This window comes from Colwellia chukchiensis (assembly GCF_002104455.1).
GTDB lineage: Bacteria > Pseudomonadota > Gammaproteobacteria > Enterobacterales > Alteromonadaceae > Cognaticolwellia > Cognaticolwellia chukchiensis.
This window is the reverse complement of sequence record NZ_NBOC01000001.1, coordinates 697448-720923: the sequence shown is the minus strand read 5'-3', so window position 1 is coordinate 720923 and position 23476 is coordinate 697448. Positions and strand designations below refer to the sequence as shown.

Below are 23476 nucleotides of genomic sequence, written 5' to 3'. Positions count from 1 at the left end.
TAGTCCGGCTAACTCAAAACCCAAGCAAGCCGCTAAAAGCATTTAACGTCCAAGGTCATGCGTAAGCTTTCCTAGCACTAGCCTTAAGATTGCCCTAACACTTGTGCTGGCTCTACCTTAGTTGCGCGCCACGCCGGATAAAGCGTTGCTAACAAACTCATCAGCAAGGCAGTTAACACCGTATTGATAACGTCTTGCTCTCGCAACAGCGTTGGTAAGTAGTCGATAAAGTAAACATCGGCAGATAAAAACTCTACCGCTAAGCTCGCTTCAATGGCACGAATAATTGCCGTTAAATTTAACGATATAAGCACGCCTAGACTCGCCCCCAATAAACTACCAACAATGCCATTAACCAAGCCTTGTAGCATAAAACTGCCCATAATGGTGCTTGGTGTTGCGCCCATGGTTTTCAAGATCGCAATATCTGATTTTTTCTCATTGACCACCATGATCAGCGTCGACACTATATTAAAGCTCGCCACCGCAATCACCAACACAAGCACGATAAACATCACTAAACGCACCAGCTGAATATCATTAAACAAATGACCATGACTTCGAGTCCAATCTAGCATATAAACATAGTAATCAAGTGTATAGGCAACATCTCTAACAATTTGAGGTGCTGCAAAAACATCCGTTACTTGCAAGCGAATACCTTGTACTTCACCACTTTGGTACCCCAAAACTGCACTGGCTTTTGCTAGGTTAATAAAGACTTGCTGCTCATCGATAGTGCCACCAAATTTAAACACCCCAACGACGCGTACCTGTTGTACAACTGGCACTGGAAATTGCGACTTTGCCCCCTGCACCGGGTTTACTGCGCTGGCCGGTGGCAATAAAAGCTGTACCTTATCACCCACTTGCACGGCAAGTTTTTGAGCAATACCAGCGCCAATAATCACGCCGTTTTCTTGCGCTAAATCTTGCCACTTTCCTGCCACCATATAGCGTGAAATTGCCGAAACCTCTTGCTCTAAGCTGACATCTACGGCGCGTAACTCAACCCCTTTAAGCAATGCAGATTTTTGCATCATGGCTTGGGTTTTAATAAATGGCGCGGCAGCGATAATATCAGGGTGCTGCTCAAGTGACGTCACTTTGTTTTGCCACTGAGCAATTGGCGAATTAACCGCCACTATCTCGCCATGTGGTACTATTGATAACAAGTGTTTTGCCAGTGCTCGCTCAAAACCATTCATGGCCGACAAGACCACAATCAATACCATTACGCCGATGGCAATACCTAAGGTTGAAGAAGCCGATATAAAGGACGAAAAACCTTTACCTTGCCGACTTCTGACATAACGCAAACCAATAAATACACTAAGTGGTTGTAACACTTAACCATCCTCTCCTTTGCTAGCATTATGATCTAGCAAAGGCTCTAGGTGGCCACTTGCTAAGCGTAACTGTCGATCCATTTTTGCCGCTAAACTTAAATCGTGGGTAACAATGACAAAGCTAGTATTTACCGAACGATTTAATTCTTGTAGTAATTGATAAATTTGCGCTGCATTTTCAACGTCTAAATTGCCGGTAGGTTCATCAGCTAACACTAAAGCAGGTTTTGTGACCAACGCGCGTGCGATTGCCACACGCTGACGCTCACCACCTGAAAGCTCACCAGGACGATGATGACTACGTTGGGCAAGCCCCACTTGCGCTAACATAGCTTGAGCTTTTGCTTGGGCTGCTTTCGGTTTTTCACCACGAATTAATAAAGGCATAGCGACATTTTCCATGGCGGTAAACTCCATCATTAAATGGTGAAATTGATAAATAAAGCCAATGTGCTGGTTGCGGAATTTGGCCCGCTGCTTTTCTGTTAATTGATGAATATTACAACCGTTAATATACACTTCACCACTTGTAGGTGAGTCGAGGGCGCCAGCTAAATGCAAAAATGTACTTTTACCACAGCCCGAACTACCGACAATAGCCACTAACTCACCGGTTTTAACCCTTAGGTTAAGATCTGACAACACCTTAGTTTTTACCGGACCTTGCTGATAACTTTTACATAATTGGCGACACTCTAACGCTATGCTTGGCGTTGTTACCGTCTCGTGCTGTTGGGCGGAATTTGACATGGTTTTTTCTACTATGTTATTCATTTCTTAATACCTTAGCTGGCTGCGTTTGCGCGGCTCGATATGCAGGGTAAAGCGTAGCAAGCAAGCTCATGCTCAGTGCTGCCATCACAATGGCTAAGATATTAGCTGGTGCTAGCGTAATAGGTAGCGCTTGGCCTGCGGCTAATAAAGACACACCAAAAAAGTTTAACAAACTATTTAAATTTAAGGTCAGGCTAATGCCAAGCACACTACCAATAACCACGCCCCAAACGCCATTGGTTAGCCCTTGGGTGATAAATATTTTCATAATACCTGCACGATCTAAGCCTAATGTTTGTAAAATACTAATTTCGCCCTGTTTTTCAATAACCACCATCACCAGTGCCGAGACAATATTAAATGCTGCCACTGCGATAATTAAACTTAACATCAGCCACATCATATTTTTTTCCATGCTAACGGCTGCAAATAGCGCGCCTTGGCTTTGCTGCCAGCTAACAAACTGAAACTCAGGGTATTGTTTTGAAAGTTGTGCTATCACAGTCGGCGCTTGAAAAGCATCGGCTAAGTATAAGCGTAACTGGTTGACACCATCAGCCGTTAAGCGCTGTAATTTCGCGCCGGCTTTAATGTTAATAAACACCATATTCTCATCAACTTGAGAGCCGACATTAAAAATACCGACAATGGTAAAGCTTCTATGTACCGGCACTCGCCCCATGGGAGTAAAAAGCGTTTTGTTGGGTAAGGTTAAACGCACAATATCCCCTAAGTTAACTTGTAGACTGCGTGCGAGTGATTGCCCTAATATCAAGCCAAAACCCTGTTCAGTTAACCCTGATAATTGCCCCTGCACCATAGCGGCATTGATAATATTGTGTTGCTCAAACTCTGGCATAATACCGTGTACCAACACCCCTTGTAATGCCGACTTTGACTGAATTAAGGCTTCACTTTCTTGATAGGGGGTAACGTGAATTAGCTCAGCAGAGGCTGAAATTTCATCTTGTAATGTGCGCCAATTCCTCAGTTGCTGATCAGGTTTAGACATAAGCACATGAGGCACTAACCCCAGCACTCGCCGCTTTTGCTCTTGCTCTAAACCATCCATAACCGCCACCACAGTGATCAAGGATGCCACCCCGAGTACAATACCAACAATGGAAAAAAAGGTAATAAAAGAGATAAACCCCTTACCTTGACTACTGCGACTATATCGTAAGCCGATGAAAACACTAACGGGCTGAAACATAAACTTTTCTTAAACTGGCAATGGCATATAGCAAAATTATAGAGCGTCGAAGCATAGCACAGCTGATTGCGTTTTCGCTGTAATTTTTCTAACGAACCAGAGACATAGTTTTCAACTTTGCTTATCAAAAAGCCCATTTAGAGCAGCTAATTACACTAATCTAATCGCTGCAACGTCTGTCGCTTCACACCACATACGTTATTCTACGCGCTTGAAGCAGACACTTTTCTTGTAAATGTTAACGTACAATACAGGTTAATAAACTGTTAAAAAATGCCGCCTTGCGCTAGTAAATTTCGCAGATTGTCTTTACTATCGAGTACTTAAGCAAAAACTTTTCTGTTATAGCATTAACTTTCAATAACTTCGTGAGTGTGGAATGAAAAACATAATAACAAGTGCCGTTTGCACGTCTATACTGCTGATCAGCGGTTGTAGCGAACAAACTAACAACAATAATAGTCAATCATCAACCGCTACGCCGGTTCTAGAAAAAACCGCCTTAGCTTCTGGTATCGATAAAGCCAACTTGGACCTAACGGTTCGCCCCCAAGATAATTTCTATCGCTATGTAAACGGAACTTGGCTAAAAAACAATGACATTCCGGGTGATAAAACCGCCATAGGCTCATTTTATGACTTACGCGATGAAGCCGATGATAACGTTAAAGCCATCATTGAAGAGCTTGCCGCAACAAAAAATCTGAAAATGGGCAGCGACGAACAAAAAGTTGCCGATTTATTTCGTTCTTTTATGGATACCGAAACACGCGATGCCTTAGGTATTACACCACTGCAAGCTATGTTTGAAAAAATAAACAACTTAAAAGATAAAAATGAGCTTGCGGCATTTTTTGGCGAAACCCAAAAGTTTGGCTTACCAAGCCCGTTAATTTTCTATGTCAGTGTTGACGCTAAAGACTCTAATCGCTACGCCACACATGTTTGGCAAAGTGGTTTAGGCTTGCCCGATAGAGATTACTATTTCAACGAGGCTGAGCGCTTTGTTAACTTGCGCAACGGCTACCTGAGCCATATAGAAAACATGTTCACCCTAGCGGGGTTAGACAACCCAAAAGCCGCCGCCGAAACCATTATGGCGCTTGAAACAAAACTTGCAGGCTTTCACTGGACAAAAGTGGAGTCGCGCAACAGCACTAAGCGTTATAACAAATTTAATGTCGATGAGTTAAACACTGTCACTGATGCCTTTAACTGGCAAGCCTACCTGAAAGCACAAGGAGCAGAAAAACAGCCTGATCTAATCGTCAACCAACCTTCGTTCGTGCAGGGCTTTGGCGAGATATTTGCTGACACCTCGTTAGCAGACTGGCAAACCTATTTAACTTTTCACACCTTAAGCAACTTTGCCGACGCCCTAACCACTGAATTAGATCAGGAAAATTTTGACTTCTATGCCAAGCAATTAAGCGGTCGTCAAGAACCACGCGCTATGTGGCGTCGTGGCGTCGCTGTCGTCAATAGCAATTTAGGCGAGGTTATTGGTAAAGTCTATGTGAGTCGTCATTTCAAGCCCGAAGCGAAAGCACGCATGACGCAATTAGTTGAAAACTTGCGCAGCGCCTATGGCGATAGCATCAACGAACTTGAATGGATGTCTGATGCCACTAAACAAGCGGCGCAAGTCAAATTAGCCAGTTTTGATCCGAAAATTGGTTACCCAAATAAATGGCAAGATTACTCTGCGCTAGTGATTAAAGCGGATGACTTAGTCGGTAATAAAATGCGCGCTAATGCCGTCGAGCATCAAAGGCAAATCGCCAAGCTAGGCGGTCCTATTGATCGACAAGAATGGGGCATGACGCCGCAAACCGTCAATGCTTATTACAACCCAACAAAAAATGAAATTGTCTTTCCTGCCGCAATATTACAGCCGCCATTTTTTAATTTAAATGCCGATGACGCGGTAAACTACGGCGGTATTGGCGCGGTGATCGGTCATGAAATGGGCCATGGTTTTGATGATCAAGGCAGTAAGTATGATGGTGACGGTAATATGCGCAATTGGTGGACAGACGAAGACTTAGCCGCCTTTAAAGAGCGCACGGATAATCTAGTTAACCAATACGATAATTATGCCGTTTTTGATGACTTAAACGTTAATGGTGCCTTAACTTTAGGCGAGAACATTGGTGACTTATCGGGTGTAACTATCGCCTATAAAGCTTATAAAGCTTCATTAAAGGGTAAACCTGCACCGGTTATTGACGGCTTAACAGGCGACCAACGCTTCTTTATGGGTTATGCACAAATTTGGCGCGTAAAAATGGTAGAAGAGTCGCTGCGTAACCGCGTGGCAACCGACCCACATTCACCCGGCGAATTTCGCGCTTTAGGTTCGCTATCGAATATGCCTGAATTTTATCAAGCCTTTGACGTTAAAGCCGGTGATGCTATGTATATTGCACCAGAGCAAAGGGTAAAAATTTGGTAGCCTAAACACAAGCAGCAAAGATAAAAAATGGCGCATCGGCGCCATTTTTTCATTATCAAGCACCGAGAGTCAGGTTTTGATTGTAAAGCGCAGGACTTAGCCGTAAAATCAGGCGCAATTAAAAGAGATACCTTTAGCCAAACAGCCAACGTTTCAGCTCTGGCTAATTAATAGGGAACACGGTGAAATGCCGTGACTGTACCCGCAACTGTAAGTAGCGTCATATTGTACGTTACAAGTCAGGACACCTAGTATCTTATAATTTAGCCAATAAACGATGATAACACCGTGCGGGAATACACGTGAGTTACAACTGTCCTCAAGACATTCGACTCTTGTTTTTCTGCACCTTAATTAACTCGCTATTTTAACTAACCTGGTTTGAATGCACATTAGGCGGTACTGAAAATGAACTCCTGGAAAAGACGCTTATTAACACATGCGCAGCACAACACAGTGTTTGGCAAGCGTTAATGAACAAGCTGATTAGCGTCGACGCGCTTTCATGGTCGGTCAACAAGCACAACATACTTAACGGTATATCTTTTGATATTTGCCAGGGCGACATTATTGGCATTATTGGCCCAAATGGTGCGGGTAAAACCTCGCTTTTAAAGTGCCTTCTGAACCAACATAAAAATTGGCAAGGTACGATAAAATTAAAAAATAAAGCCCTTAAACAATATAAACCTCATCAATTGGCACAAATATTTGCTTTAGTTGGTCAAAATCCGCCAGCGATTTTTGATCTGAAGGTTTATGATGTGGTACGCATGGGACTATTGCCATATAAAGCGTTATTTGCCCATGACAACCAAGCGGATAAAAAAGCCATTACACAAGCGTTAGAAAAAGTGGGCTTGTTAGCCAGTCAGCAACAATTTTTTAATACTTTATCGGGCGGCGAGCAGCAACGAGTTTTAATTGCCAAAGCGCTGGTACAAAAGGCTCAGGTATTAATCTTAGATGAGCCGACCAATCACTTAGATATATTTTATCAACACCAAATTTTACAATTAGTTAAAGCATTAAATATTACCGTGATTATGACCATACATGATCTCAACTTAGCAGCGCAGTACTGCAGCCGCTTATTGCTGTTAAATAAAGGCCATTTAGTGAGCAATGCTAGCGTCACAAAGGTACTTAACCCTGAACTATTAAGTCAGGTATTTGCACTGCCTTGCTATCGCGATGACGCCCAACCTAACGGCGTGCCAAGAGTGTATTTTTATCCGCCAAGCGATGACAACCATAATCACGCTGTGACGCAGCGTTGGCAGGTAACAGGCACAACTAAATGACCCGAATTAGCGCCCTTAAAGGCAAACATACTTGGATATTTTCAGGCTTAATATTCCTCACCCTGTGCACACTGGTAATGGCAATTACGTTTGGTCCGGCCAACATCAGTAACAGTGACATTTTACACTGCGTACTGGCAGACTGCGCCACACCGACACAGGAGATGGTGATATGGCAAATTCGTATTCCTCGCGTGTTAGTAGGCTTAGTGGCGGGTATGGGGCTTGCCTGCGCCGGCGCCATATTACAAAATGTCACCCGTAACCCTCTGGCCGACCCTTATTTGTTTGGCATTATTTCAGGCGCAGGCTTAGGGGCAACCATTGCCACACTAATTGTTCCTGAGCAGCAAATGTTAGCCTTACCTTTGGCGGCTTTTCTTGGCGCTTTATTTGCTGTGGTGATAGTATTTGGCATCGCCACCTTATTGCGCAATATGAATCACTTATTGCTAACCGGTGTAGCGGTTTCTTTCATGCTAGGGGCCATCAGCCACTTTATTCTTTACTTAGGCGATCCATTTGCCACCAATCGCGTTATCTTTTGGTTAATGGGTAGCTTAACCCGCGTTGAAATGTTTCATTTTTACCTGATCAGTGCCATGGTACTGCTGACCTTAATAACCATATTCGCCTTACACCGGCAAATAGACGCATTACTATTGGGTGATGAAAGCGCAGCAAGTTTAGGGGTTAATGTCGATAAATTACGGATCATTCTACTGGCCTTATGTGCAGCCGTCACCGCCACTATTGTTGCTTATTGCGGCGGCATTGGCTTTGTAGGCTTAATGATCCCCCATATTGTTCGTCAACTGGTTGGCGTTACCACCATGCCACTCATTTTCGGTTCCGCGTTAGTGGGCGGCTGTTTTTTAGTTTGGGTCGACGTACTCGCACGCAGTGCACTCAGTAATGTCGAAGTACCCATTGGTATTATTACCTCAGCTATTGGTAGTATTTTCTTTTTAGCGATCATGTATCGCAATCGTAATACAGGATAAATCAACATGACCACAGAGCAAGATAAAAACCAGAAACATCAAGAGCGTATGCAACGCATTAAAGAAAAAGTTGATGCGCGTATTAATTCAGCACAGGAAGAGCGCGGACTATTGATTGTGATCACTGGCAACGGCAAAGGCAAGTCAACATCAGGATTTGGTACCCTTACCCGTGCGGTTGGCCATGGTTACAAAGCAGCCGCGTTACAGTTTATCAAAGGTGATTGGGCTTGCGGTGAACGCAATTTACTGGAGAAAAACGGCGTTGAGTTCCATGTAATGGCGACAGGTTTTACTTGGGATACCCAAGATAAGTCCAAAGATATTGCCGCTGCCACTAAAGTTTGGGCAGAAGCAAAGCGCTTACTTAAAGACGAAAGCGTCGACGTTGTTTTGCTTGATGAATTAACTTATATGTTGTCATACAAATACCTCGATTTAGATGAAGTGATTGAAGCCATTGTCAACCGCCCCGCTATGCAGCACGTTATAATTACCGGCCGCGCTTGTCATCGTAGCATCATTGAACTTGCCGATACCGTTAGTGAAGTACAACCGTTAAAACATGCTTTTGACAATGGTATCAAAGCGCAAAAAGGCATTGATTGGTAAGTCGCTAGCTGCGCAGAATTCTAGGGAAAAACATGAAGTTTTACACATACCTTGGCATTAGCCTATTGAGCGTGATGTTTTTTGGACAGGCGCATGCAAACGTCACAGACACGCCGAAACCGCGCATTATTGCACTGGCGCCCCATATTGTTGAAATGCTCTTTGATATTGGCGCCGGCGCGCAAATTATCGCCACCACGGAGCACGCTGACTACCCGTTAGCAGCAAAAAGCATTCCGAAAATAGGTAGCTCGGTACGCATTCAATTAGAACGGGTCATTGAGCTGCAACCGGATTTGATCATTGCCTGGCAAAGTGGCAACCCTAGTGATGACTTAGCCCGTTTGCAACAGTTAGGTTTTAAGGTGGTGTACTCACAACCTGATACCTTTGCTGATGTCGCCAAAGAATTACGCTTATTTGGCGAACTTACCGGTCACAAGGTACAAGCTGAGCGCATTGCCGCACAGTTTTTAACTGACTTAGCCAATATTAAACAGCATTATGCCGACAAACCCTTAATTACCGGGTTTTATGAAGTTTGGTCAAGACCCCTGACCACAGTCGCAAACAGCAGTTGGCCACAACAATTTTTAGCGCTATGCCGGATAGAAAACCCGTTTCAACATGTCAACACTGGCTACCCACAAGTTAATATAGAACAAGTCTTACAGGCAAATATTCAGGTCGTCATTCAAGCTTTTGCGAAAAAGCAAGCGAATAGCAATGGCTATAATTGGCAACAATGGCCGCTTCTCCCAGCGGTCAAGCATCAACAGTTACTGATGCTAGATGCCGATGTCGTTCATCGCATGACCACCCGCAGCTTACAAGCATTGCAAGATTTATGTCAGCAAGCAGAGCAAAGTCGAAGTTATTACCAACAGCTTAAGGATTGATAACCTTAAGTTGCAAAAAAGCAAGATAGCATAATTGGCGCTAACCAGATGATTAGTGCCAGTTTTCCCTTTGAAGTAACTAAAGTTTGCTAAATTTTATCTAGCTAAGCGCGTTTTACTTTTCAACATTGTTGCAAAATTAATAAATTAAAAATGGCACCCATGCTCATCACAATGACGCTACTAGCGTGTCTAACACGAGGTTATGGAGTCTGCAACAAATTCTGTGTACAAACTGTTTAGCCTGCGTCCCCTTATATTTAAGAAAATATGTAAATCCCACAATTTGTCTGGTAATTATTGTTAAATATTCTTATAAGTACTTTAACTAGCAAACTTTTTTATTTTACTATTAGTAGTAAAAGTGTAAAGCTGATCGTTACGTTAGCAAGAAAATGCGCAATTCTCGCACTATTACAATGCTATACGAATTACCCCAAGTATATTGGCAAAGGTGAAAGATAATGGAATTAAATATATTAGCCATAATTGTAGCAACTGTTATAGGTATGGTCCTTGGCGCGCTTTGGTATTCTCCCGTTTTATTTGGTAATGCATGGCTGACTTGTATAGGAAAAACCCCTGAAACATTAGGCAAATCTACAGTACCAATGATCGGCAGTGTTTTTGCCAGCTTACTAAGTGCTATCGGGGTGTCATTGTTATTTTCTCTCTTAAATGTCGTAGATATAATTACTGCAGGTGGTATTGGATTGATACTTGGCTTTTTAATTATATTCCCAGCCTTTCTCTCAGATAGCTTGTTTTGTGGGTGGGGTAATAAACTCCTGTTAATCCAGTCAGGTTACAGGATTGTAAGCGTGTTTTTAATGTCTCTAGCCATTTACTATGTAAAATAATAAGGGTCAGGTTGAATTAAATGCCGCATTGCATCTATGAGAATTATTATGCCGATAAAAAAATGGATATTTCAATATGTTATAGCTCTGCCCATTATTTTTGTTTTACTAGCTAGCATCCAATATTTCAAAGGTCGAACGCTAGAGTATTCGATCGAGTTTGGTGTATTGTGGGCATGGGTATCGGTAACTGTTTTTGCTATTAGGCGCTACTATAATTATCGCAAAAATATTAATTGTCGGGTTTGCAATGACATATCTAATAGTAATTAAGCTACCTAGGGTAGATAAACAGACCAAGGCATTCAAACCGATTAATAACAGTTAGCTTTTCGTTTGTGTCTCAGGTATTTAAGCAAAACTGTATTTTCCGCTTAATGTTAGAGCACTCATTCCGCCAATGTCGTTAAAGTGTCGTATAGTTGTCGTTAATATCTCGTTGAGTTGCCGTAAAAGGATCTTATATTTTTGCGGATAATTTAATTGTCTCAAACGAATAGGTTGTAAGGTAGTTATGAAGATTAATGCAAATTTAGTCATTGAATTAAGAAATAAAAAGTCTTGGTCTCAAGATGAGTTAGCTATAGCAACAGGTCTCAATCTTAGAACAGTACAACGAATTGAAAACGAGGCATCAGCATCGCTTCAATCTAAAAAAGCTCTTGCGTCAGCTTTTGATATAAATATCAATGATCTCGATTATGAAGAATCATTAAAAATGAAAAAATATGAGTTTAAAACGATAGAAATTGAAAGTAACGAGGGGTTTCTTTCCGGTTTAAAAAAAACAAACTGCCAAATCTTGTAGGCATCTTAAATAAAGAAGGCCAAAAGGGCTGGATGCTAGTTCAAGTGCTAACCCCTGAAATAGCGCAGGGAGTATGGACAGGTAAAACTGGAAATATGGTAGCGATCCTACAAAGAGAGTGCGCTAACAAAGCCTTTAAGGCAGATTCGTAACCTTTGGCTACGTTATGCCTTACTATACATTTTATCCAACCATTACTTTGCCGGTTATTTAGGTGCAAGAGGAATAACTCATGAAATGGAGTTTCTTAATCCTTTTAGTATTTTCACTTTCATCCAGTGCAATAATAATGAGACATGATGTAGATGAATCTAAGTATCGCGAATTTGCAAAAAATAATAAATCGATAGTTACTTTCTACGGCAATTATAAAGATAAGGAAGTTGTTGAAGGTACTGGGACTTTAATTGCCAAAGATTGGGTAATTACCGCTGCTCATGTTGCTAATTATTTATTAGTTGATGGAAAAGTCAGATTTAGAAACTCTTATTACCAGATCAAAAAAGTAATTAAACATCCACAGTGGAAGGATAAACAGTTTCCAAATGATATCGCGCTTATCCAGTTACAATCACCAATCCTTAACAGTGAAACTGTTGCTTTATATCATAAAAAGGATGAGCTTAATAAAACCTTGACCTTTATCGGTCGTGGGGATTTTGGCACTGGTGAGGCGGGAATTATTGGTGCAGATGATCGTTTAAGGGCTGCGCAAAATGTTGTCACTGCAACTTTTGAACAATGGATTCGGTTTAAGTTTGATATTGACAAGGAGGCTCTACCATTAGAAGGAATCAGTGGTCCAGGGGACTCTGGTGGCCCAGCACTAATTGCGTTGAATAACACGCTTTATATTGTCGGTGTTAGTTCATGGCAAAACGCAGAAGCAACAAGATGGCAAGAAGCGAAATATGGAGTGATTGAGAACTATGCTCGTATTTCTTATTTCAAAAAGTGGATTGAAAAAACGATGGAGTTGCATTTATCTAACACATATAAGCCTTCCCCCCGTTGATAGTCGATAGGGTTCGTTTTAGCTGCCGCCGGGAAGCTAATTACTTAAGCAACGCGCAAATCCACCTACTTCGTTATGCCAGTGAGCCATTAAGCAAACATTTACGGCAAACCCACTTAGAGCCTCTCTTGTCGTGAGCTCATCACAGCCGGCATTGAACTTAATTTTAACCTGCCCCCTATTATCAAACTCAATATATTCGCCAACCAGTTGATTTTTCAATCTTTTATGGGTAAGTGCTTTTTATTGATATTTAACAAAAAACCTAGCTTAACGATTAAAACTTATATTTAAGTCTATTTAAAGCGGCAAAAAATCACTACTTAACTATAAAATTTGGGGATAAAACGACAGGCAATTTAAAGTCAGAATTGATTAAGCTAATGCCAAGGCTGAGCAATAAAAAAGCTCGCCATGCGAGCCTTTTCTGTCTCTATATCACTATCAACACTCAGTCTTCTAACCTGTAACCACAGTATATTGGGCGGTTAAACACAAATTCGATTTAATGTCGTGTCGACTTCAGCTGCTGTTTGTTGCTGCATTTCTGCTAATTCGGCAACGGATAACAGGCTAGTATTTAATTCTCGGCTTAGCTTAACAACCATTGCCATATTTTCGTTTATTGACGCCGTCGATTGTTGTTGCTCGGTAGTACCTTGGGCTATTTGAGAGGTTAAGTTATCAACATCGGAAAAAACCTGCCCTATTTGCTCTAGTGCATCAACCACCTGTTCAGAGTGAGTTAGGCTTTCTTGCGATAAGCTTTGCCCTCGACTAATGGCATTCACGGCATTGGTGGACTTTTCTTGTAAACCTTCAACCATCGCATGTATTTCTACTGTTGATTCTTGGGTTCGATGGGCAAGTGCGCGTACTTCATCGGCAACAACAGCAAAACCACGCCCTTGCTCACCTGCGCGCGCTGCTTCTATCGCGGCATTTAACGCCAGCAAGTTAGTTTGGTCGGCAATACCCCGGATCACTTCTAATACTGAGCCGATGCGTGAACACTCTTCTTGCAGCAAGGCTAAATCTGCGGCCATTGCGGTAACTTCCTCGGCAAAATTTTCCACCGTTTGCTGGCTCGTACTTGATGCTTGTGTCCCTTGCGCTAATATCGCTAACACTTGGCTGCTGGTTTCGCTCACTTGGCTGGCGCTATCTGACAATGTTTGCGAGGTTAAGGCAACCTGATCGATAGAATTGGCCATTTGCTCTATTTGATTTGCCGACTCATCAACCGCGGCAACCGAGCCCCCCATTTGCGCAGCTAATGAAGTAGCGCCTTGTTTTAAGCTGTCTGACTCGGTACGTATTTCTTGAATAACATCTGCTAAGTTGGCAATAAAATGGGTTAGCTCATTGGTTAGTTTAGCGAGATCATCACCGTTATTATCAGTGGCAAGTTTTGTTGGTACTTCATCGGTACTCGCAACTTGACTAATGTATTGTTGCAAGCGCGACAAACGTTGACTAAGTTTTCGCTGGCTGTAGAAGTAGCTAACCATGCTTTGTATAACCACCATCACCAATACAAGCCATAAGAACGTGCTTTGCTCGATACTGTCTTTAAGAAAAAATAAGCAGAGCAGCGCGATAACACCAATTAACATCGGCGGTATTAAAAGTTTGATACTGAGGCGATTTGACATAGTGATTTCCAGTGTATAGAGCCGTTATCATTGACCGTAATAGTTTTAACTATTGCAAAATCTAAACTACTCTAAATTATAGTTATTTTTATTTATGGCACTAGTGGTGCCATTTTTAGTAGGCCTCACGGGCGAGGTTTATCAATAAATTACATGCAAATGTGTTATTTTACTATCTGTTTTTTGTTCTCGATAAAGTTTTTTTGCCCTCGTTAACAAAGTTTTACCGTCAAACTGACTATATAAGGTTAGAAAATATGTCCTTTAGCTTCCTGTTAATTCTAGTGATTGTCATTGGTTCTGTAGTTGCTGGAATTTTGCTAATTAAACAATCAGCGCGCAAGTTTAAATTATCTGAGCAACAACAAGCTGAGGTTGAGCGCCGTAAAGCCGAACAACTCAAAAAAGATCAACAACAAAAGTAATCGCTCAATACTGGTAAATTAGCTACGGTAAATGGTTTCAATTAAATGATAGCCAAATTTGGTTTTTATCGGTCCATGCACAACTAATACGGCTTTTTTAAACACCACATTATCAAAGGCCTTTACCATCTGCCCAGGCTTAAACTCACCTAAATCGCCCCCTCTTTTAGCCGATGAACAACTGGAATGTTTTTTTGCCAGTTGTGCAAAGTCAGCCCCTTTGGCAAGTTTTGCTTTTAACTCTTGTGCGAGTTTTTCACTTTTTACTAAAATATGACGAGCACAAGCCGTAGCCATAACTTTCTCCTACCCATAATAAAAACCCGCATTATAGCGAATTCTGACCCTAGCAGAATAAATACTTTATCTAACCAGCAAGCAAGATTGCGTATCGACAAAAGTGTTTTTTTCTTTACTTGTGGGCACAACCACTTAAAATTGCGCTATCTATCTCTTAAAGACCTGCCGCCATGAATTCAATACAGCATTTATTTGACAATAATAAACATTGGGCTGAACAAATTAATAAAGAAGATCCTAATTTTTTCAAAAATTTATCTGAACAACAAAAGCCAGAGTACTTATGGATCGGCTGCTCTGATTCACGCGTACCTGCCAATGAATTACTGGGTATGTTACCCGGCGAGGTGTTTGTACACCGCAATATCGCCAATCAAGTTATTCACTCTGACTTAAATTGCCTATCGGTGATCCAATTTGCAGTTGATGTTTTAAAAGTAAAGCATATTATTGTCTGCGGCCACTATGGTTGTGGTGGCATTAGTGCCTCATTAGATGATAAAAGTTACGGTTTAATTGATAATTGGCTTCATCACATTAAAGATGTCTATCGTTTCCATAAAACACAGCTTGATGCCGTAGCCGATAAAACACAACAACTTAAATTATTGTGTGAATTAAACGTAATAGAGCAAGTGGCCAACGTCTCAACCACAACCATTTTAACCAAAGCATGGGATCGCAAACAAAATGTGACTGTCCATGGCTTTGTCTATAACTTACACGACGGTATTTTAAAAGACTTAAAGGTTTCAACCAGTGGTAATGACTGATCGGTAATGGCTGGCGATGAGCAAAATATTTATTATCGGCTTACCTAGAACCGGCACCACCAGTGTTTGCGCTGCGATGTTAGTGTTGGGTTTTCGGGTCGCACATACCGCCTATACTGAACGTGCCTTTAGCGAAGCTCAGGTGATTGCAGATACACCAACTTTTTGCGATTACCGGCAACTTGATATTGCTTACCCTAACGCCAAGTTTATTTATTTAACGCGCAGTATGGCGACTTGGCTACCGTCAATTGCACAGTTACTGGCGCGTATGCATAATAACCTGAGTCGCCACGATGGCGGCTTTAACCCGATTATTAAACGCTGCTACCAAGAAGTTTTTAATCCGTATAGCTTTGCAAATATACAAGATCATGATTTTTTAGCGCGCTGTTATCAGCGTCATCAACAGCAAGTACTCAGCTATTTTAAAAGCCGAGGCACAGACTTGCTTTCTATTGATGTCAGTGAGCCTAAAAGTCACGCGCAACTTCAGCGCTTTTTAGCGCTGGATAGCACACATACCACACAGTTTGAAAAACTTAATGTCGGCGGTAAAGTGACCGCCTGGAAAGATATCAAATCGCCCTTAAAGGTCGACTCCACCAATAAAGGGCGCGCCAGTAAATTGCCCTATTTGAGTGAGTAGCCTAGAGATTTTAGCGCTATGCTGATGTTAGACTAAAGCGCTTGATCAGGGCGGCAAAAAGCGCCGCTAGTGCAATAAATATTGCTGATATTACTAAACAAGCACTCAAACCATAGGCTTGAAAAACCCAACCTGACAACACAGTGCCCAGTAACCTGCCACAGGCATTAGCCATATAATAAAAGCCAACATCTAGTGATACGCCATCGCGTCGCGCCATAGCAACAATTAAATAGCTGTGCAAAGCTGAATTGATGGCAAATATTAGCGCAAACACCAGTAACCCAAGCAGTAATGTCCACTGACTAGAAAGCTCAAACTGCAGCGCCGATATCATCGATACCGGCACAATAACCAATACCGCGCCCCAGAGGCTGGCATCTTTGCTGGTAGGCGCGCGATTTGACGCTTTAAATGTCATTTTAGGTGCCAGGACCTGCATCACACCATAAAAAATAATCCATACGGCAATAAAGGCGCTAATTGCAGTATGTGACCAAGTCAGCTCTCTAGCTAGATAAACGGGTAAAGCAACCACAAACCAAACGTCGCGCGCGGCAAATAAAAACAGTCGTGCCGCCGACAATAAGTTAATTGCCGCGCTATTAGAAAATAACTGACTAAATTTAGCTTTCGCGGTCGCTTTACCTAATTCTGTCGGCAATTTAATCAGACTGATAAGCCAAACGAGCGTTAGCAAGGCCGCCATTAAACTAATTGCGCCAGTAAAGCCTAAGCAAGCTAATAACAGCCCACCAAGAAAATAACCAAGCCCTTTCAAGGTGTTTTTAGAGCCGGTTAACCGCGCAACCCATTGATAAAGCTGATGATTATTCTGCTCTGGCACTAAGAGCTTTATTGCGCTTTTCGCACTCATTTTATTTAAATCTTTTGCAATGCCGGATAACGCCTGTGCTGCCATAACATAAGTGACGGACAGCAGGTGGCTAGGCACCATTAGCATGGCTAAGGCGAGAATTTGTAACGCAAGCCCAATATTCATGGTTTTGTTCAAACCAAAGCGCGCACCAAGCCAACCACCAACTAAATTGGTCAGCACGCCAAATATTTCATAGAACAAAAATAGCAGCGCAATAGCAAGCGGGCTGTAGCCGAGCTGATGAAAATACAGCAACACCAACATCCGCAGTGCGCCATCGGTTAAAGTAAAGGCACAATAATTTGCCGTGATCAGTAAGTATTGTCGCGCTTGCGAAGATAAGTTTCTTATTGCCTTCATGGCTTATTCAACACCTAAGTTTTGCTTATATAGCGGCATTAACTTGTTTTTTGTCTGCACGTCCTACCATCCGCGCCAATTCCGCGGTGCGATTAGCATAGCCCCACTCATTGTCATACCAAACATAGAGTTTAACTTGCCGGTGATTGATCACCATGGTCGAAGGCGCATCGATAATACATGAGCGGGCATCGGTTTTATAATCTATCGATACTAAAGGCCGAGTTTCAAAGCCTAAAATGCCGGCTAACTCCCCTGCGGCAGCTTTTTTAAACAGCGCATTGACTTCTTGCACTGTGGTTTCACGTTCCAATTCAAAAACACAATCGGTCAGGGACGCATTCGCCAAAGGAACTCGTACTGCATGACCATTTAGCTTACCGGCAAGCTCTGGAAAAATATGGCTGATCGCAGTTGCAGAGCCTGTGGTGGTTGGGATCAAGCTCATGCCGCAAGCACGCGCGCGGCGTAAGTCTTTATGCGGTGCATCTAAAATAGTTTGGGTATTAGTAATATCATGAATTGTGGTCATCGAGCCGTGCTTAATGCCAATTTTTTCATGTAACACTTTAACCACAGGTGCTAGGCAGTTGGTGGTACAAGAGGCTGCGGTAACAATAGGATGTTGCTTGGCATCAAACTGCTGATGATTTACCCCCATCACCACATTTAAAATGCCCGGCTCTTTAACGGGCGCTGTAACCACCACTCGTTTTACCCCTTGGTCTAAGTAAGCTTGTAATAGCGCTTTCGTTTTCATTACCCCTGAAGCCTCAATCACGACATCACAGTCTGACCAATCCGTATCGGCAATGGCAGTATTTTTACTACACATAATACGCTTGCCATTAATCACAATATTATTTTCATCATGCTGAGCTTGATGCCGCCAAATGCCATGTACCGAGTCGAAATTAAGTAAATGCGCTAAGGTAGCGGCATCGCCTGCCGGATCGTTGATACGAATAATTTCAACGTCACGCCACTGATAAGCAACACGCATGAATAATCGCCCCATGCGACCAAAACCATTAATGCCTATTTTTATTGTCATAACTAACTCTCTGTTAAGGGGGGATTTGCTTGCCTTTCGTAGCCAGAGTACTGGCAGCAGGCTTATCTTCTTGTCGCTAAGTGCAACAACTCGTCAGCCGCGCTGGCCGAGTGCCCATCTCATGCAAGGCCTGCACGTTCTGGGCAATAAAATGTAAATTGTCTTGCAAAGTCAATACTATCACTTGTTGCGCCCAATCCTCGATGGCAGGATTAAGATCATAATAAACCCACTGCTGCTGTTTACGGCTTACTAACAGGCCAGCGTTTTTTAATAACGCCAAATGACGCGATATTTTTGGCTGACTTGGCTCGGCTAGAGCAACCATAAGCTCGCAAACGCACAGCTCCCCTTCTTGGGCAATCAACAAAATACACCTTAGTCGTATATCATCGCTTAGCTGCTTAAAAAACACGCTTGGTAACATAGAATATCTTCATTGGCTAAATATGATCGCTACTATATAACAAACCCACTACATATGAAAATACTTATATACGAAAAAAATTATATATAGTAGCTGTATGCAAATAATCTCAATTAACTCGGCTAGCTTTTACCCCCGTATTTCCCTGCCAATAAATGCACTTGCCGATAAAATATTACGGTTTTATCGACTAGCCTTAAATTGATAACTTTTTGACTAAAATTTATTTCTTTATTTTTCAATAAGCTAAATTTCAGTATCAATTTTAAGCAAATAAACTATTGAAACGAACCCAAATAAGAACTATTATCAATCGCGTTATCAACCAAGAGCGAAGTTTCACCATGTTTGTTTGTATTTGCAAGGGCATCACAGATCACCAAATTAAGCAATTAGTCACTGAATCCGGTGTCGGCTCGATGCGTGAACTAAAACAACATTTACCGCTTGGTAGCCAATGTGGTACTTGTGTGAAAGTGGCACAAAACATTATTGATAACACGATAGTGGATGAAACCTTGTTTGAAAATGTCGGTTAACTACTTGCTCCAACCAAGTTTTAGCTGTAACTGATAACAATTAGCATTATCAAGCGCTTGTTTTAAAAGGATTTTTAAAACATAGTCATTGCATTCCTTTAGATACCTCCTATAATTACAGGCAATATTTATTTCCTTTAACTTGAGGCTCTCATGAAAGGCAACGCTAACGTTCTGGCAATACTCAATAAAGTTCTTACCAGCGAACTAACCTCGATCAATCAATACTTCCTGCACGCACGCATGTATAAAAATTGGGGCTTCGACGCTTTAAATAGCGCCTGCTATAAAAAATCGATTTTAGACATGAAACAAGCCGACAAAGTCATTGAGCGCATTCTATTTCTTGAAGGCTTACCCAATTTGCAACAGTTATCGCCACTGGCAATAGGCGAGCATCCTCAAGAGATGATTAATTGCGATCTTGGCTTTCAAACGGCACAAATCGCCATAGTGCGCAATGCCATTACCGTTTGCGAACAAGAGCAAGATTATGTCAGCCGTGAAATACTCGATAACATCTTAAATGACGAAGAAGAGCACTTAGACTGGCTAGAAACGCAGCAATACCAAATCGACACCATGGGTATTGAAAAATACCTACAGGCGCAATTATAACTCTGCTAGCACTGCTATAAGGAACAATGAACATGAAAGGTAATAGCCAAATTATTTCGGCATTAAACAACTTGCTTAGCTATGAATTAGCAGCAATGGATCAGTACTTTATTCACTCTCGCATGTATGAAGACTGGGGCATCATGAAGTTATTCGAGCGTATCGACCACGAGTTTGACGACGAAAAACTGCATGCCTCTATGTTGATTCAACGTATCTTATTTTTAGAAGGTACACCCGATATGCAAACCCGCTCTGCCATCAATATTGGTAAAACCGTACCTGAAATGCTGCAAAGCGATTTAGACGTTGAATATGCGGTAGCGGCAGCTTTACGATCAGCTATCGCTTTATGTGAGCAAGAAAAAGATTATGTCACCCGTGAAATTTTAGAAAAGCTACTAGACGATACCGAAGTTGATCACGCATTCTGGCTTGAGCAGCAACTGGGCCTGATTAAAACTATCGGCTTAGAAAACTACATTCAGTCGCAGTTATAACGCGAATTAGTTTAATTATGTTAGCGGCAAAAGCACCTGCGCTGCTAACATAATATTTGCCACTTGCAATGCCGCGAGATAATACTTTCAACTAAATAACCAAGGCTTAGCACCAACGGCTAAGCAATAAAAAACCAGCGATTTAAGCTGGTTTTTTTTATGCTTGATCATAGGGTATCGACACTAAGGCATCATTTGCTCTTGGTCTGCGCCTTCTTTTTCGATCACTTCTGGTATTAAGTCTTCTTTTGAAATCCCTAATGCCAAGGCGATTGAACTGGCAACATACACTGATGAATAAGTACCAACAAAAACCCCCATAAGCAATGCGGTAGCAAAACCATGGATCAGCGCGCCACCTTTAAAAAACAAGGCAGCAAGTACTAATAAGGTAGTAATTGAGGTGATAAAAGTTCGAGCCAAGGTTTGCGTTAACGAGGTATTGATTATATCTTCAGGGCTACCAACACGAATTTTAACAAAGTTTTCACGAATACGATCTGATACCACTATGGTGTCATTTAATGAGTAACCTATTACCGCTAAAATCGCTGCCAGTACCGTTAAGTCAAACTCGAGTTGTAAAAACGAGAATAAACCTAAGGTTAATAGCACGTCATGAAACAGCGCTATAACAGAGCCTAAAGCAAAGCGCCACTCAAAGCGAAACGCAACATAAACTAGAATACAGATCAAAGCGGTAAGCATAGCTAAACCGCCCTGCTCGGCAAGCTCATCACCAACACTAGCACCAACAAACTCAATACGACGCATATCGATGTTTTGTCCTGTGCCTGCTTGTAAATACTCAAGCACTTGGTTACCTAACATCTCTGCCTTTACGTCAGCGCGCGTAGCTAAGCGAATGACCACATCGCGACTTGAGCCGTATAATTGCACTACCGCATCATCAAAACCATTCGCCGACATAATGCCACGAATTTCATTTAAGTCCGCCGCTTGCTCAAAGCCAACTTCAATTAAGGTACCACCGGTAAAGTCTAAACCAAAGTTAAGCTTATTGGTTACCAAAGAAAATATCGATGCCGCCATTAATAAAGCACTAAAGACTACCGCAAACTTGCGGTATTTCATAAAGGCAACCGTTTCTTTTAATTTTAAAATTTGCATAATGTTGAAGCCCTATATAGACAGTTTGTCGAGGCGCTTTCCACCCCAAACCGCATTTACTACCGCACGCGTACCTATAACCGCAGTAAACATTGAGGTAACAATACCGATGGATAAAGTCACGGCAAAGCCTTTAATAGGCCCAGTACCCACAGCAAACAAGATTAAAGCAGCAATTAAGGTAGTGATGTTTGCGTCAATAATGGTTGAAAATGCTGCGTCATAGCCTTGATGAATCGACTGTTGTACCGACTTACCCGCGCGTATTTCTTCTCGAATACGCTCAAAAATCAGCACGTTTGCATCTACCGCCATACCAACGGTTAATACGATACCCGCCATACCAGGTAGGGTGAGTGTTGCGCCGGGGATCATCGACATAACACCAACAATCATCACTAAGTTAGCCCCTAAGGCCAAGTTCGCGACGATGCCAAATGCGCGATAATAAACCAACATAAATAAGAACACTAAGCCAAAGCCCATCATAATGGCTTGAAAACCCAGTTGTACGTTTTCAGCACCTAATGTTGGCCCTACCGTGCGTTCTTCAACAATTTGAATTGGCGCAATCAAGGCACCTGCTCTCAGTAGCAAGGCTAAGTTATGCGCTTCAGATTGACTACCTGCGCCGGTAATTCGAAAAGTTTTGCCAAGTCGCGCTTGAATAGTGGCAACACTGATCACTTCTTCAATTTTTTCGAAAATAGTATTACCGTTGGCATCGACTCTGTCGGTTGGCTTGTATTCAATAAAGACCGTCGCCATTGGCTTGCCGATGTTATTTTTGGTGCCATTTGACATCTTGCTGCCACCGGCTGAGTCTAAAGTTATATTGACCTGTGGTCGACTGTATTCATCAAAGCTTGAGCCAGCGTCAATAATATGATCGCCCGTTAACATTACCCGCTTTTTCAATAACACTGGCTGACCATTACGCTCTCTTAATAACTGCGAGCTGCCTGGAACACGACCATTTAGAGCGGCCGATAAGTCACCGTCGGTATCGACTAAACGAAACTCTATGGTGGCCGTGGCATTTAATATTTCTTTTGCTTTCGCAGTATCTTGTACGCCCGGCAGCTCAATCACAATATGCTTTTTACCTTGACGCTGTACCAAGGGCTCAGCAACACCTAACTCATTAACACGGTTACGAATAATGGTGATATTTTGTTGTAGTGCATATTCGCGAGTTTCTTTTAACTTTTGCTCAGTCATCTTAACCGACAAGGTTAAGCTATCTTCATCACTTTGAAAAAGTAAATCACGATTTTGTTTCTCTAAAAACGACTCTGCGCTGGCTAAGTCGGCCGCATTACGAAATTGTATTTCGATGGCATCATTGACTCTTTTAACGGTGCGATAACGAATTTTTTCGCCACGCAAGCCGGCACGAAAGTCATCGATTAAGCTTTCTTGTGCTTTATTAATGGCCTCGTTCATGTTCACTTCCATCAGGAAGCTAACACCACCACTTAAATCTAGACCTAATTTCATTGGCGTGCCGCCAATACTTGCCAACCACTTTGGTGTTGCTGGCGTTAGGTTTAACGCAACTGAGTATTGGTCGCCAATATTGTCGTCCAATAAATCGCGTGCGCGTAACTGTTGCTCTGTATCTCGAAAGCGCGCCAATATTTGCTCATCTTCCATCACGATACTCGCGTAGGAAATGTTATTGTCATCTAAATGCGACTTAACCATATCTAACGTTGCCGCATCCGTAGGAATGCCGCGCAAGCCAGATATTTGTACCGCCGGATCCTCGCCATATAGGTTAGGAGAGGCATATAGTGCCCCAATGGCGACAATAACCAGCACCAGTAATGTCTTCCATAATGGATATTTGTTTAACACAAAATCACCCTG

General features: G+C 42.2%; 25 protein-coding genes and 1 riboswitch. Of the genes, 15 read left to right on the top strand and 10 right to left on the bottom strand.

The window, feature by feature from the left end:
• Positions 1–83: 83 nt before the first annotated feature.
• The 3 genes from lolE to B6K83_RS03235 are packed head-to-tail and all read right to left on the bottom strand — an operon-like array spanning position 84 to position 3336.
• The gene (lolE, locus tag B6K83_RS03245) at positions 84–1349 is read right to left on the bottom strand and encodes a lipoprotein-releasing ABC transporter permease subunit LolE (protein WP_085283153.1); all 1266 of its coding nucleotides are present in this window, start codon (positions 1347–1349) and stop codon (positions 84–86) included.
• On the bottom strand, positions 1350–2099 hold the full coding sequence (lolD, locus tag B6K83_RS03240) for a lipoprotein-releasing ABC transporter ATP-binding protein LolD (protein WP_085283326.1): 750 nt from the start codon (positions 2097–2099) through the stop codon (positions 1350–1352). It lies immediately after the preceding gene.
• Positions 2100–2115: 16 nt separating this feature from the next.
• Positions 2116–3336: a lipoprotein-releasing ABC transporter permease subunit gene (locus tag B6K83_RS03235; RefSeq protein ID WP_085283151.1), complete on the bottom strand. Its 1221-nt coding sequence runs from the start codon at positions 3334–3336 to the stop codon at positions 2116–2118.
• A 379-nt stretch (positions 3337–3715) separates the two neighbouring features.
• Between B6K83_RS03235 and B6K83_RS03230 the strand changes: the two genes are divergently transcribed.
• The 9 genes from B6K83_RS03230 to B6K83_RS03190 all read left to right on the top strand — a co-directional run bounded on the left by B6K83_RS03230 (position 3716) and on the right by B6K83_RS03190 (position 12293).
• Positions 3716–5791: a M13 family metallopeptidase gene (locus tag B6K83_RS03230; protein ID WP_085283149.1), complete on the top strand. Its 2076-nt coding sequence runs from the start codon at positions 3716–3718 to the stop codon at positions 5789–5791.
• 119 nt (positions 5792–5910) lie between these two features.
• Positions 5911–6053: riboswitch (cobalamin riboswitch) on the top strand.
• Between the two features lie 211 nt (positions 6054–6264).
• Entirely contained in the window at positions 6265–7095 is an 831-nt protein-coding gene (locus tag B6K83_RS03225; RefSeq protein WP_085283147.1) for an ABC transporter ATP-binding protein, read from the top strand.
• Positions 7092–8099, top strand: a complete 1008-nt coding sequence (locus B6K83_RS03220) for a FecCD family ABC transporter permease (protein WP_085283145.1) — start codon at positions 7092–7094, stop codon at positions 8097–8099. The genes B6K83_RS03225 and B6K83_RS03220 overlap by 4 nt, the downstream gene beginning before the upstream one ends.
• 6 nt (positions 8100–8105) lie before the next feature.
• Positions 8106–8711 (top strand): cob(I)yrinic acid a,c-diamide adenosyltransferase, encoded by a 606-nt coding sequence (gene cobO / locus B6K83_RS03215; protein ID WP_085283144.1) that lies wholly within the window; start codon positions 8106–8108, stop codon positions 8709–8711.
• A 32-nt stretch (positions 8712–8743) separates the two neighbouring features.
• Positions 8744–9610: a cobalamin-binding protein gene (locus tag B6K83_RS03210; protein WP_085283142.1), complete on the top strand. Its 867-nt coding sequence runs from the start codon at positions 8744–8746 to the stop codon at positions 9608–9610.
• A 464-nt stretch (positions 9611–10074) separates the two neighbouring features.
• Positions 10075–10470 (top strand): DUF1761 domain-containing protein, encoded by a 396-nt coding sequence (locus B6K83_RS03205; protein ID WP_085283139.1) that lies wholly within the window; start codon positions 10075–10077, stop codon positions 10468–10470.
• A 514-nt stretch (positions 10471–10984) separates the two neighbouring features.
• Positions 10985–11278, top strand: a complete 294-nt coding sequence (locus tag B6K83_RS03195) for a helix-turn-helix transcriptional regulator (protein WP_085283137.1) — start codon at positions 10985–10987, stop codon at positions 11276–11278.
• On the top strand, positions 11263–11430 hold the full coding sequence (locus tag B6K83_RS18510; RefSeq protein ID WP_408607168.1) for a DUF4177 domain-containing protein: 168 nt from the start codon (positions 11263–11265) through the stop codon (positions 11428–11430). The genes B6K83_RS03195 and B6K83_RS18510 overlap by 16 nt, the downstream gene beginning before the upstream one ends.
• 80 nt (positions 11431–11510) lie before the next feature.
• Positions 11511–12293: a S1 family peptidase gene (locus tag B6K83_RS03190; RefSeq protein ID WP_085283135.1), complete on the top strand. Its 783-nt coding sequence runs from the start codon at positions 11511–11513 to the stop codon at positions 12291–12293.
• A 488-nt stretch (positions 12294–12781) separates the two neighbouring features.
• Here the strand turns inward: B6K83_RS03190 and B6K83_RS03180 are convergent, their stop codons facing one another.
• Positions 12782–13948 (bottom strand): methyl-accepting chemotaxis protein, encoded by a 1167-nt coding sequence (locus B6K83_RS03180; protein WP_085283131.1) that lies wholly within the window; start codon positions 13946–13948, stop codon positions 12782–12784.
• 257 nt (positions 13949–14205) lie between these two features.
• Between B6K83_RS03180 and B6K83_RS03175 the strand changes: the two genes are divergently transcribed.
• The gene (locus B6K83_RS03175) at positions 14206–14373 is read left to right on the top strand and encodes a DUF2897 family protein (RefSeq protein WP_085283129.1); all 168 of its coding nucleotides are present in this window, start codon (positions 14206–14208) and stop codon (positions 14371–14373) included.
• Between the two features lie 18 nt (positions 14374–14391).
• Here the strand turns inward: B6K83_RS03175 and B6K83_RS03170 are convergent, their stop codons facing one another.
• Complete coding sequence (locus B6K83_RS03170) at positions 14392–14670, bottom strand: peptidylprolyl isomerase (RefSeq protein ID WP_085283126.1); 279 nt, start codon at positions 14668–14670, stop codon at positions 14392–14394.
• A gap of 173 nt (positions 14671–14843) precedes the next feature.
• Between B6K83_RS03170 and can the strand changes: the two genes are divergently transcribed.
• Positions 14844–15446, top strand: a complete 603-nt coding sequence (gene can / locus B6K83_RS03165; protein ID WP_085283124.1) for a carbonate dehydratase — start codon at positions 14844–14846, stop codon at positions 15444–15446.
• Between the two features lie 16 nt (positions 15447–15462).
• Positions 15463–16095, top strand: a complete 633-nt coding sequence (locus tag B6K83_RS03160) for a sulfotransferase family protein (protein WP_085283122.1) — start codon at positions 15463–15465, stop codon at positions 16093–16095.
• A gap of 16 nt (positions 16096–16111) precedes the next feature.
• Here the strand turns inward: B6K83_RS03160 and arsJ are convergent, their stop codons facing one another.
• The 3 genes from arsJ to B6K83_RS03145 form a co-directional block, all read right to left on the bottom strand.
• Positions 16112–17335, bottom strand: a complete 1224-nt coding sequence (gene arsJ, locus B6K83_RS03155; RefSeq protein WP_085283120.1) for an organoarsenical effux MFS transporter ArsJ — start codon at positions 17333–17335, stop codon at positions 16112–16114.
• A 25-nt stretch (positions 17336–17360) separates the two neighbouring features.
• Positions 17361–18389, bottom strand: a complete 1029-nt coding sequence (locus tag B6K83_RS03150; protein WP_085283118.1) for an ArsJ-associated glyceraldehyde-3-phosphate dehydrogenase — start codon at positions 18387–18389, stop codon at positions 17361–17363.
• 76 nt (positions 18390–18465) lie between these two features.
• Positions 18466–18816, bottom strand: a complete 351-nt coding sequence (locus B6K83_RS03145; protein WP_085283116.1) for a metalloregulator ArsR/SmtB family transcription factor — start codon at positions 18814–18816, stop codon at positions 18466–18468.
• Between the two features lie 344 nt (positions 18817–19160).
• Between B6K83_RS03145 and B6K83_RS03140 the strand changes: the two genes are divergently transcribed.
• From B6K83_RS03140 to bfr (B6K83_RS03130), 3 genes are all read left to right on the top strand, one after another.
• Positions 19161–19355 carry a bacterioferritin-associated ferredoxin gene (locus B6K83_RS03140; RefSeq protein ID WP_085283322.1) on the top strand — a complete coding sequence of 65 codons (195 nt, stop codon included), beginning with the start codon at positions 19161–19163 and terminating at the stop codon, positions 19353–19355.
• 153 nt (positions 19356–19508) lie between these two features.
• On the top strand, positions 19509–19973 hold the full coding sequence (bfr, locus tag B6K83_RS03135) for a bacterioferritin (protein ID WP_085283114.1): 465 nt from the start codon (positions 19509–19511) through the stop codon (positions 19971–19973).
• Positions 19974–20005: 32 nt separating this feature from the next.
• Positions 20006–20473, top strand: a complete 468-nt coding sequence (gene bfr, locus B6K83_RS03130; RefSeq protein WP_085283112.1) for a bacterioferritin — start codon at positions 20006–20008, stop codon at positions 20471–20473.
• 183 nt (positions 20474–20656) lie between these two features.
• Here bfr (B6K83_RS03130) and secF read toward each other — a convergent pair whose 3' ends face one another.
• Together secF and secD are read right to left on the bottom strand one after the other, a co-directional pair.
• On the bottom strand, positions 20657–21604 hold the full coding sequence (gene secF / locus B6K83_RS03125) for a protein translocase subunit SecF (RefSeq protein ID WP_085283110.1): 948 nt from the start codon (positions 21602–21604) through the stop codon (positions 20657–20659).
• 12 nt (positions 21605–21616) lie between these two features.
• Positions 21617–23464 (bottom strand): protein translocase subunit SecD, encoded by a 1848-nt coding sequence (gene secD / locus B6K83_RS03120; protein WP_085283108.1) that lies wholly within the window; start codon positions 23462–23464, stop codon positions 21617–21619.
• Positions 23465–23476: the final 12 nt, after the last annotated feature.

Bases quoted from the DNA above. Each gene is read 5' to 3' on its own strand.
- lolD (WP_085283326.1), bottom strand. From the start codon at position 2,099: ATGTCAAATTCCGCCCAACAGCACGAGACGGTAACAACGCCAAGCATA.
- B6K83_RS03235 (WP_085283151.1), bottom strand. From the start codon at position 3,336: ATGTTTCAGCCCGTTAGTGTTTTCATCGGCTTACGATATAGTCGCAGT.
- B6K83_RS03230 (WP_085283149.1), top strand. From the start codon at position 3,716: ATGAAAAACATAATAACAAGTGCCGTTTGCACGTCTATACTGCTGATC.
- B6K83_RS03225 (WP_085283147.1), top strand. From the start codon at position 6,265: ATGAACAAGCTGATTAGCGTCGACGCGCTTTCATGGTCGGTCAACAAG.
- B6K83_RS03220 (WP_085283145.1), top strand. From the start codon at position 7,092: ATGACCCGAATTAGCGCCCTTAAAGGCAAACATACTTGGATATTTTCA.
- cobO (WP_085283144.1), top strand. From the start codon at position 8,106: ATGACCACAGAGCAAGATAAAAACCAGAAACATCAAGAGCGTATGCAA.
- B6K83_RS03210 (WP_085283142.1), top strand. From the start codon at position 8,744: ATGAAGTTTTACACATACCTTGGCATTAGCCTATTGAGCGTGATGTTT.
- B6K83_RS03205 (WP_085283139.1), top strand. From the start codon at position 10,075: ATGGAATTAAATATATTAGCCATAATTGTAGCAACTGTTATAGGTATG.
- B6K83_RS03195 (WP_085283137.1), top strand. From the start codon at position 10,985: ATGAAGATTAATGCAAATTTAGTCATTGAATTAAGAAATAAAAAGTCT.
- B6K83_RS03190 (WP_085283135.1), top strand. From the start codon at position 11,511: ATGAAATGGAGTTTCTTAATCCTTTTAGTATTTTCACTTTCATCCAGT.
- B6K83_RS03180 (WP_085283131.1), bottom strand. From the start codon at position 13,948: ATGTCAAATCGCCTCAGTATCAAACTTTTAATACCGCCGATGTTAATT.
- B6K83_RS03175 (WP_085283129.1), top strand. From the start codon at position 14,206: ATGTCCTTTAGCTTCCTGTTAATTCTAGTGATTGTCATTGGTTCTGTA.
- B6K83_RS03170 (WP_085283126.1), bottom strand. From the start codon at position 14,670: ATGGCTACGGCTTGTGCTCGTCATATTTTAGTAAAAAGTGAAAAACTC.
- can (WP_085283124.1), top strand. From the start codon at position 14,844: ATGAATTCAATACAGCATTTATTTGACAATAATAAACATTGGGCTGAA.
- B6K83_RS03160 (WP_085283122.1), top strand. From the start codon at position 15,463: ATGAGCAAAATATTTATTATCGGCTTACCTAGAACCGGCACCACCAGT.
- arsJ (WP_085283120.1), bottom strand. From the start codon at position 17,335: ATGAAGGCAATAAGAAACTTATCTTCGCAAGCGCGACAATACTTACTG.
- B6K83_RS03150 (WP_085283118.1), bottom strand. From the start codon at position 18,389: ATGACAATAAAAATAGGCATTAATGGTTTTGGTCGCATGGGGCGATTA.
- B6K83_RS03145 (WP_085283116.1), bottom strand. From the start codon at position 18,816: ATGTTACCAAGCGTGTTTTTTAAGCAGCTAAGCGATGATATACGACTA.
- B6K83_RS03140 (WP_085283322.1), top strand. From the start codon at position 19,161: ATGTTTGTTTGTATTTGCAAGGGCATCACAGATCACCAAATTAAGCAA.
- bfr (WP_085283114.1), top strand. From the start codon at position 19,509: ATGAAAGGCAACGCTAACGTTCTGGCAATACTCAATAAAGTTCTTACC.
- bfr (WP_085283112.1), top strand. From the start codon at position 20,006: ATGAAAGGTAATAGCCAAATTATTTCGGCATTAAACAACTTGCTTAGC.
- secF (WP_085283110.1), bottom strand. From the start codon at position 21,604: ATGCAAATTTTAAAATTAAAAGAAACGGTTGCCTTTATGAAATACCGC.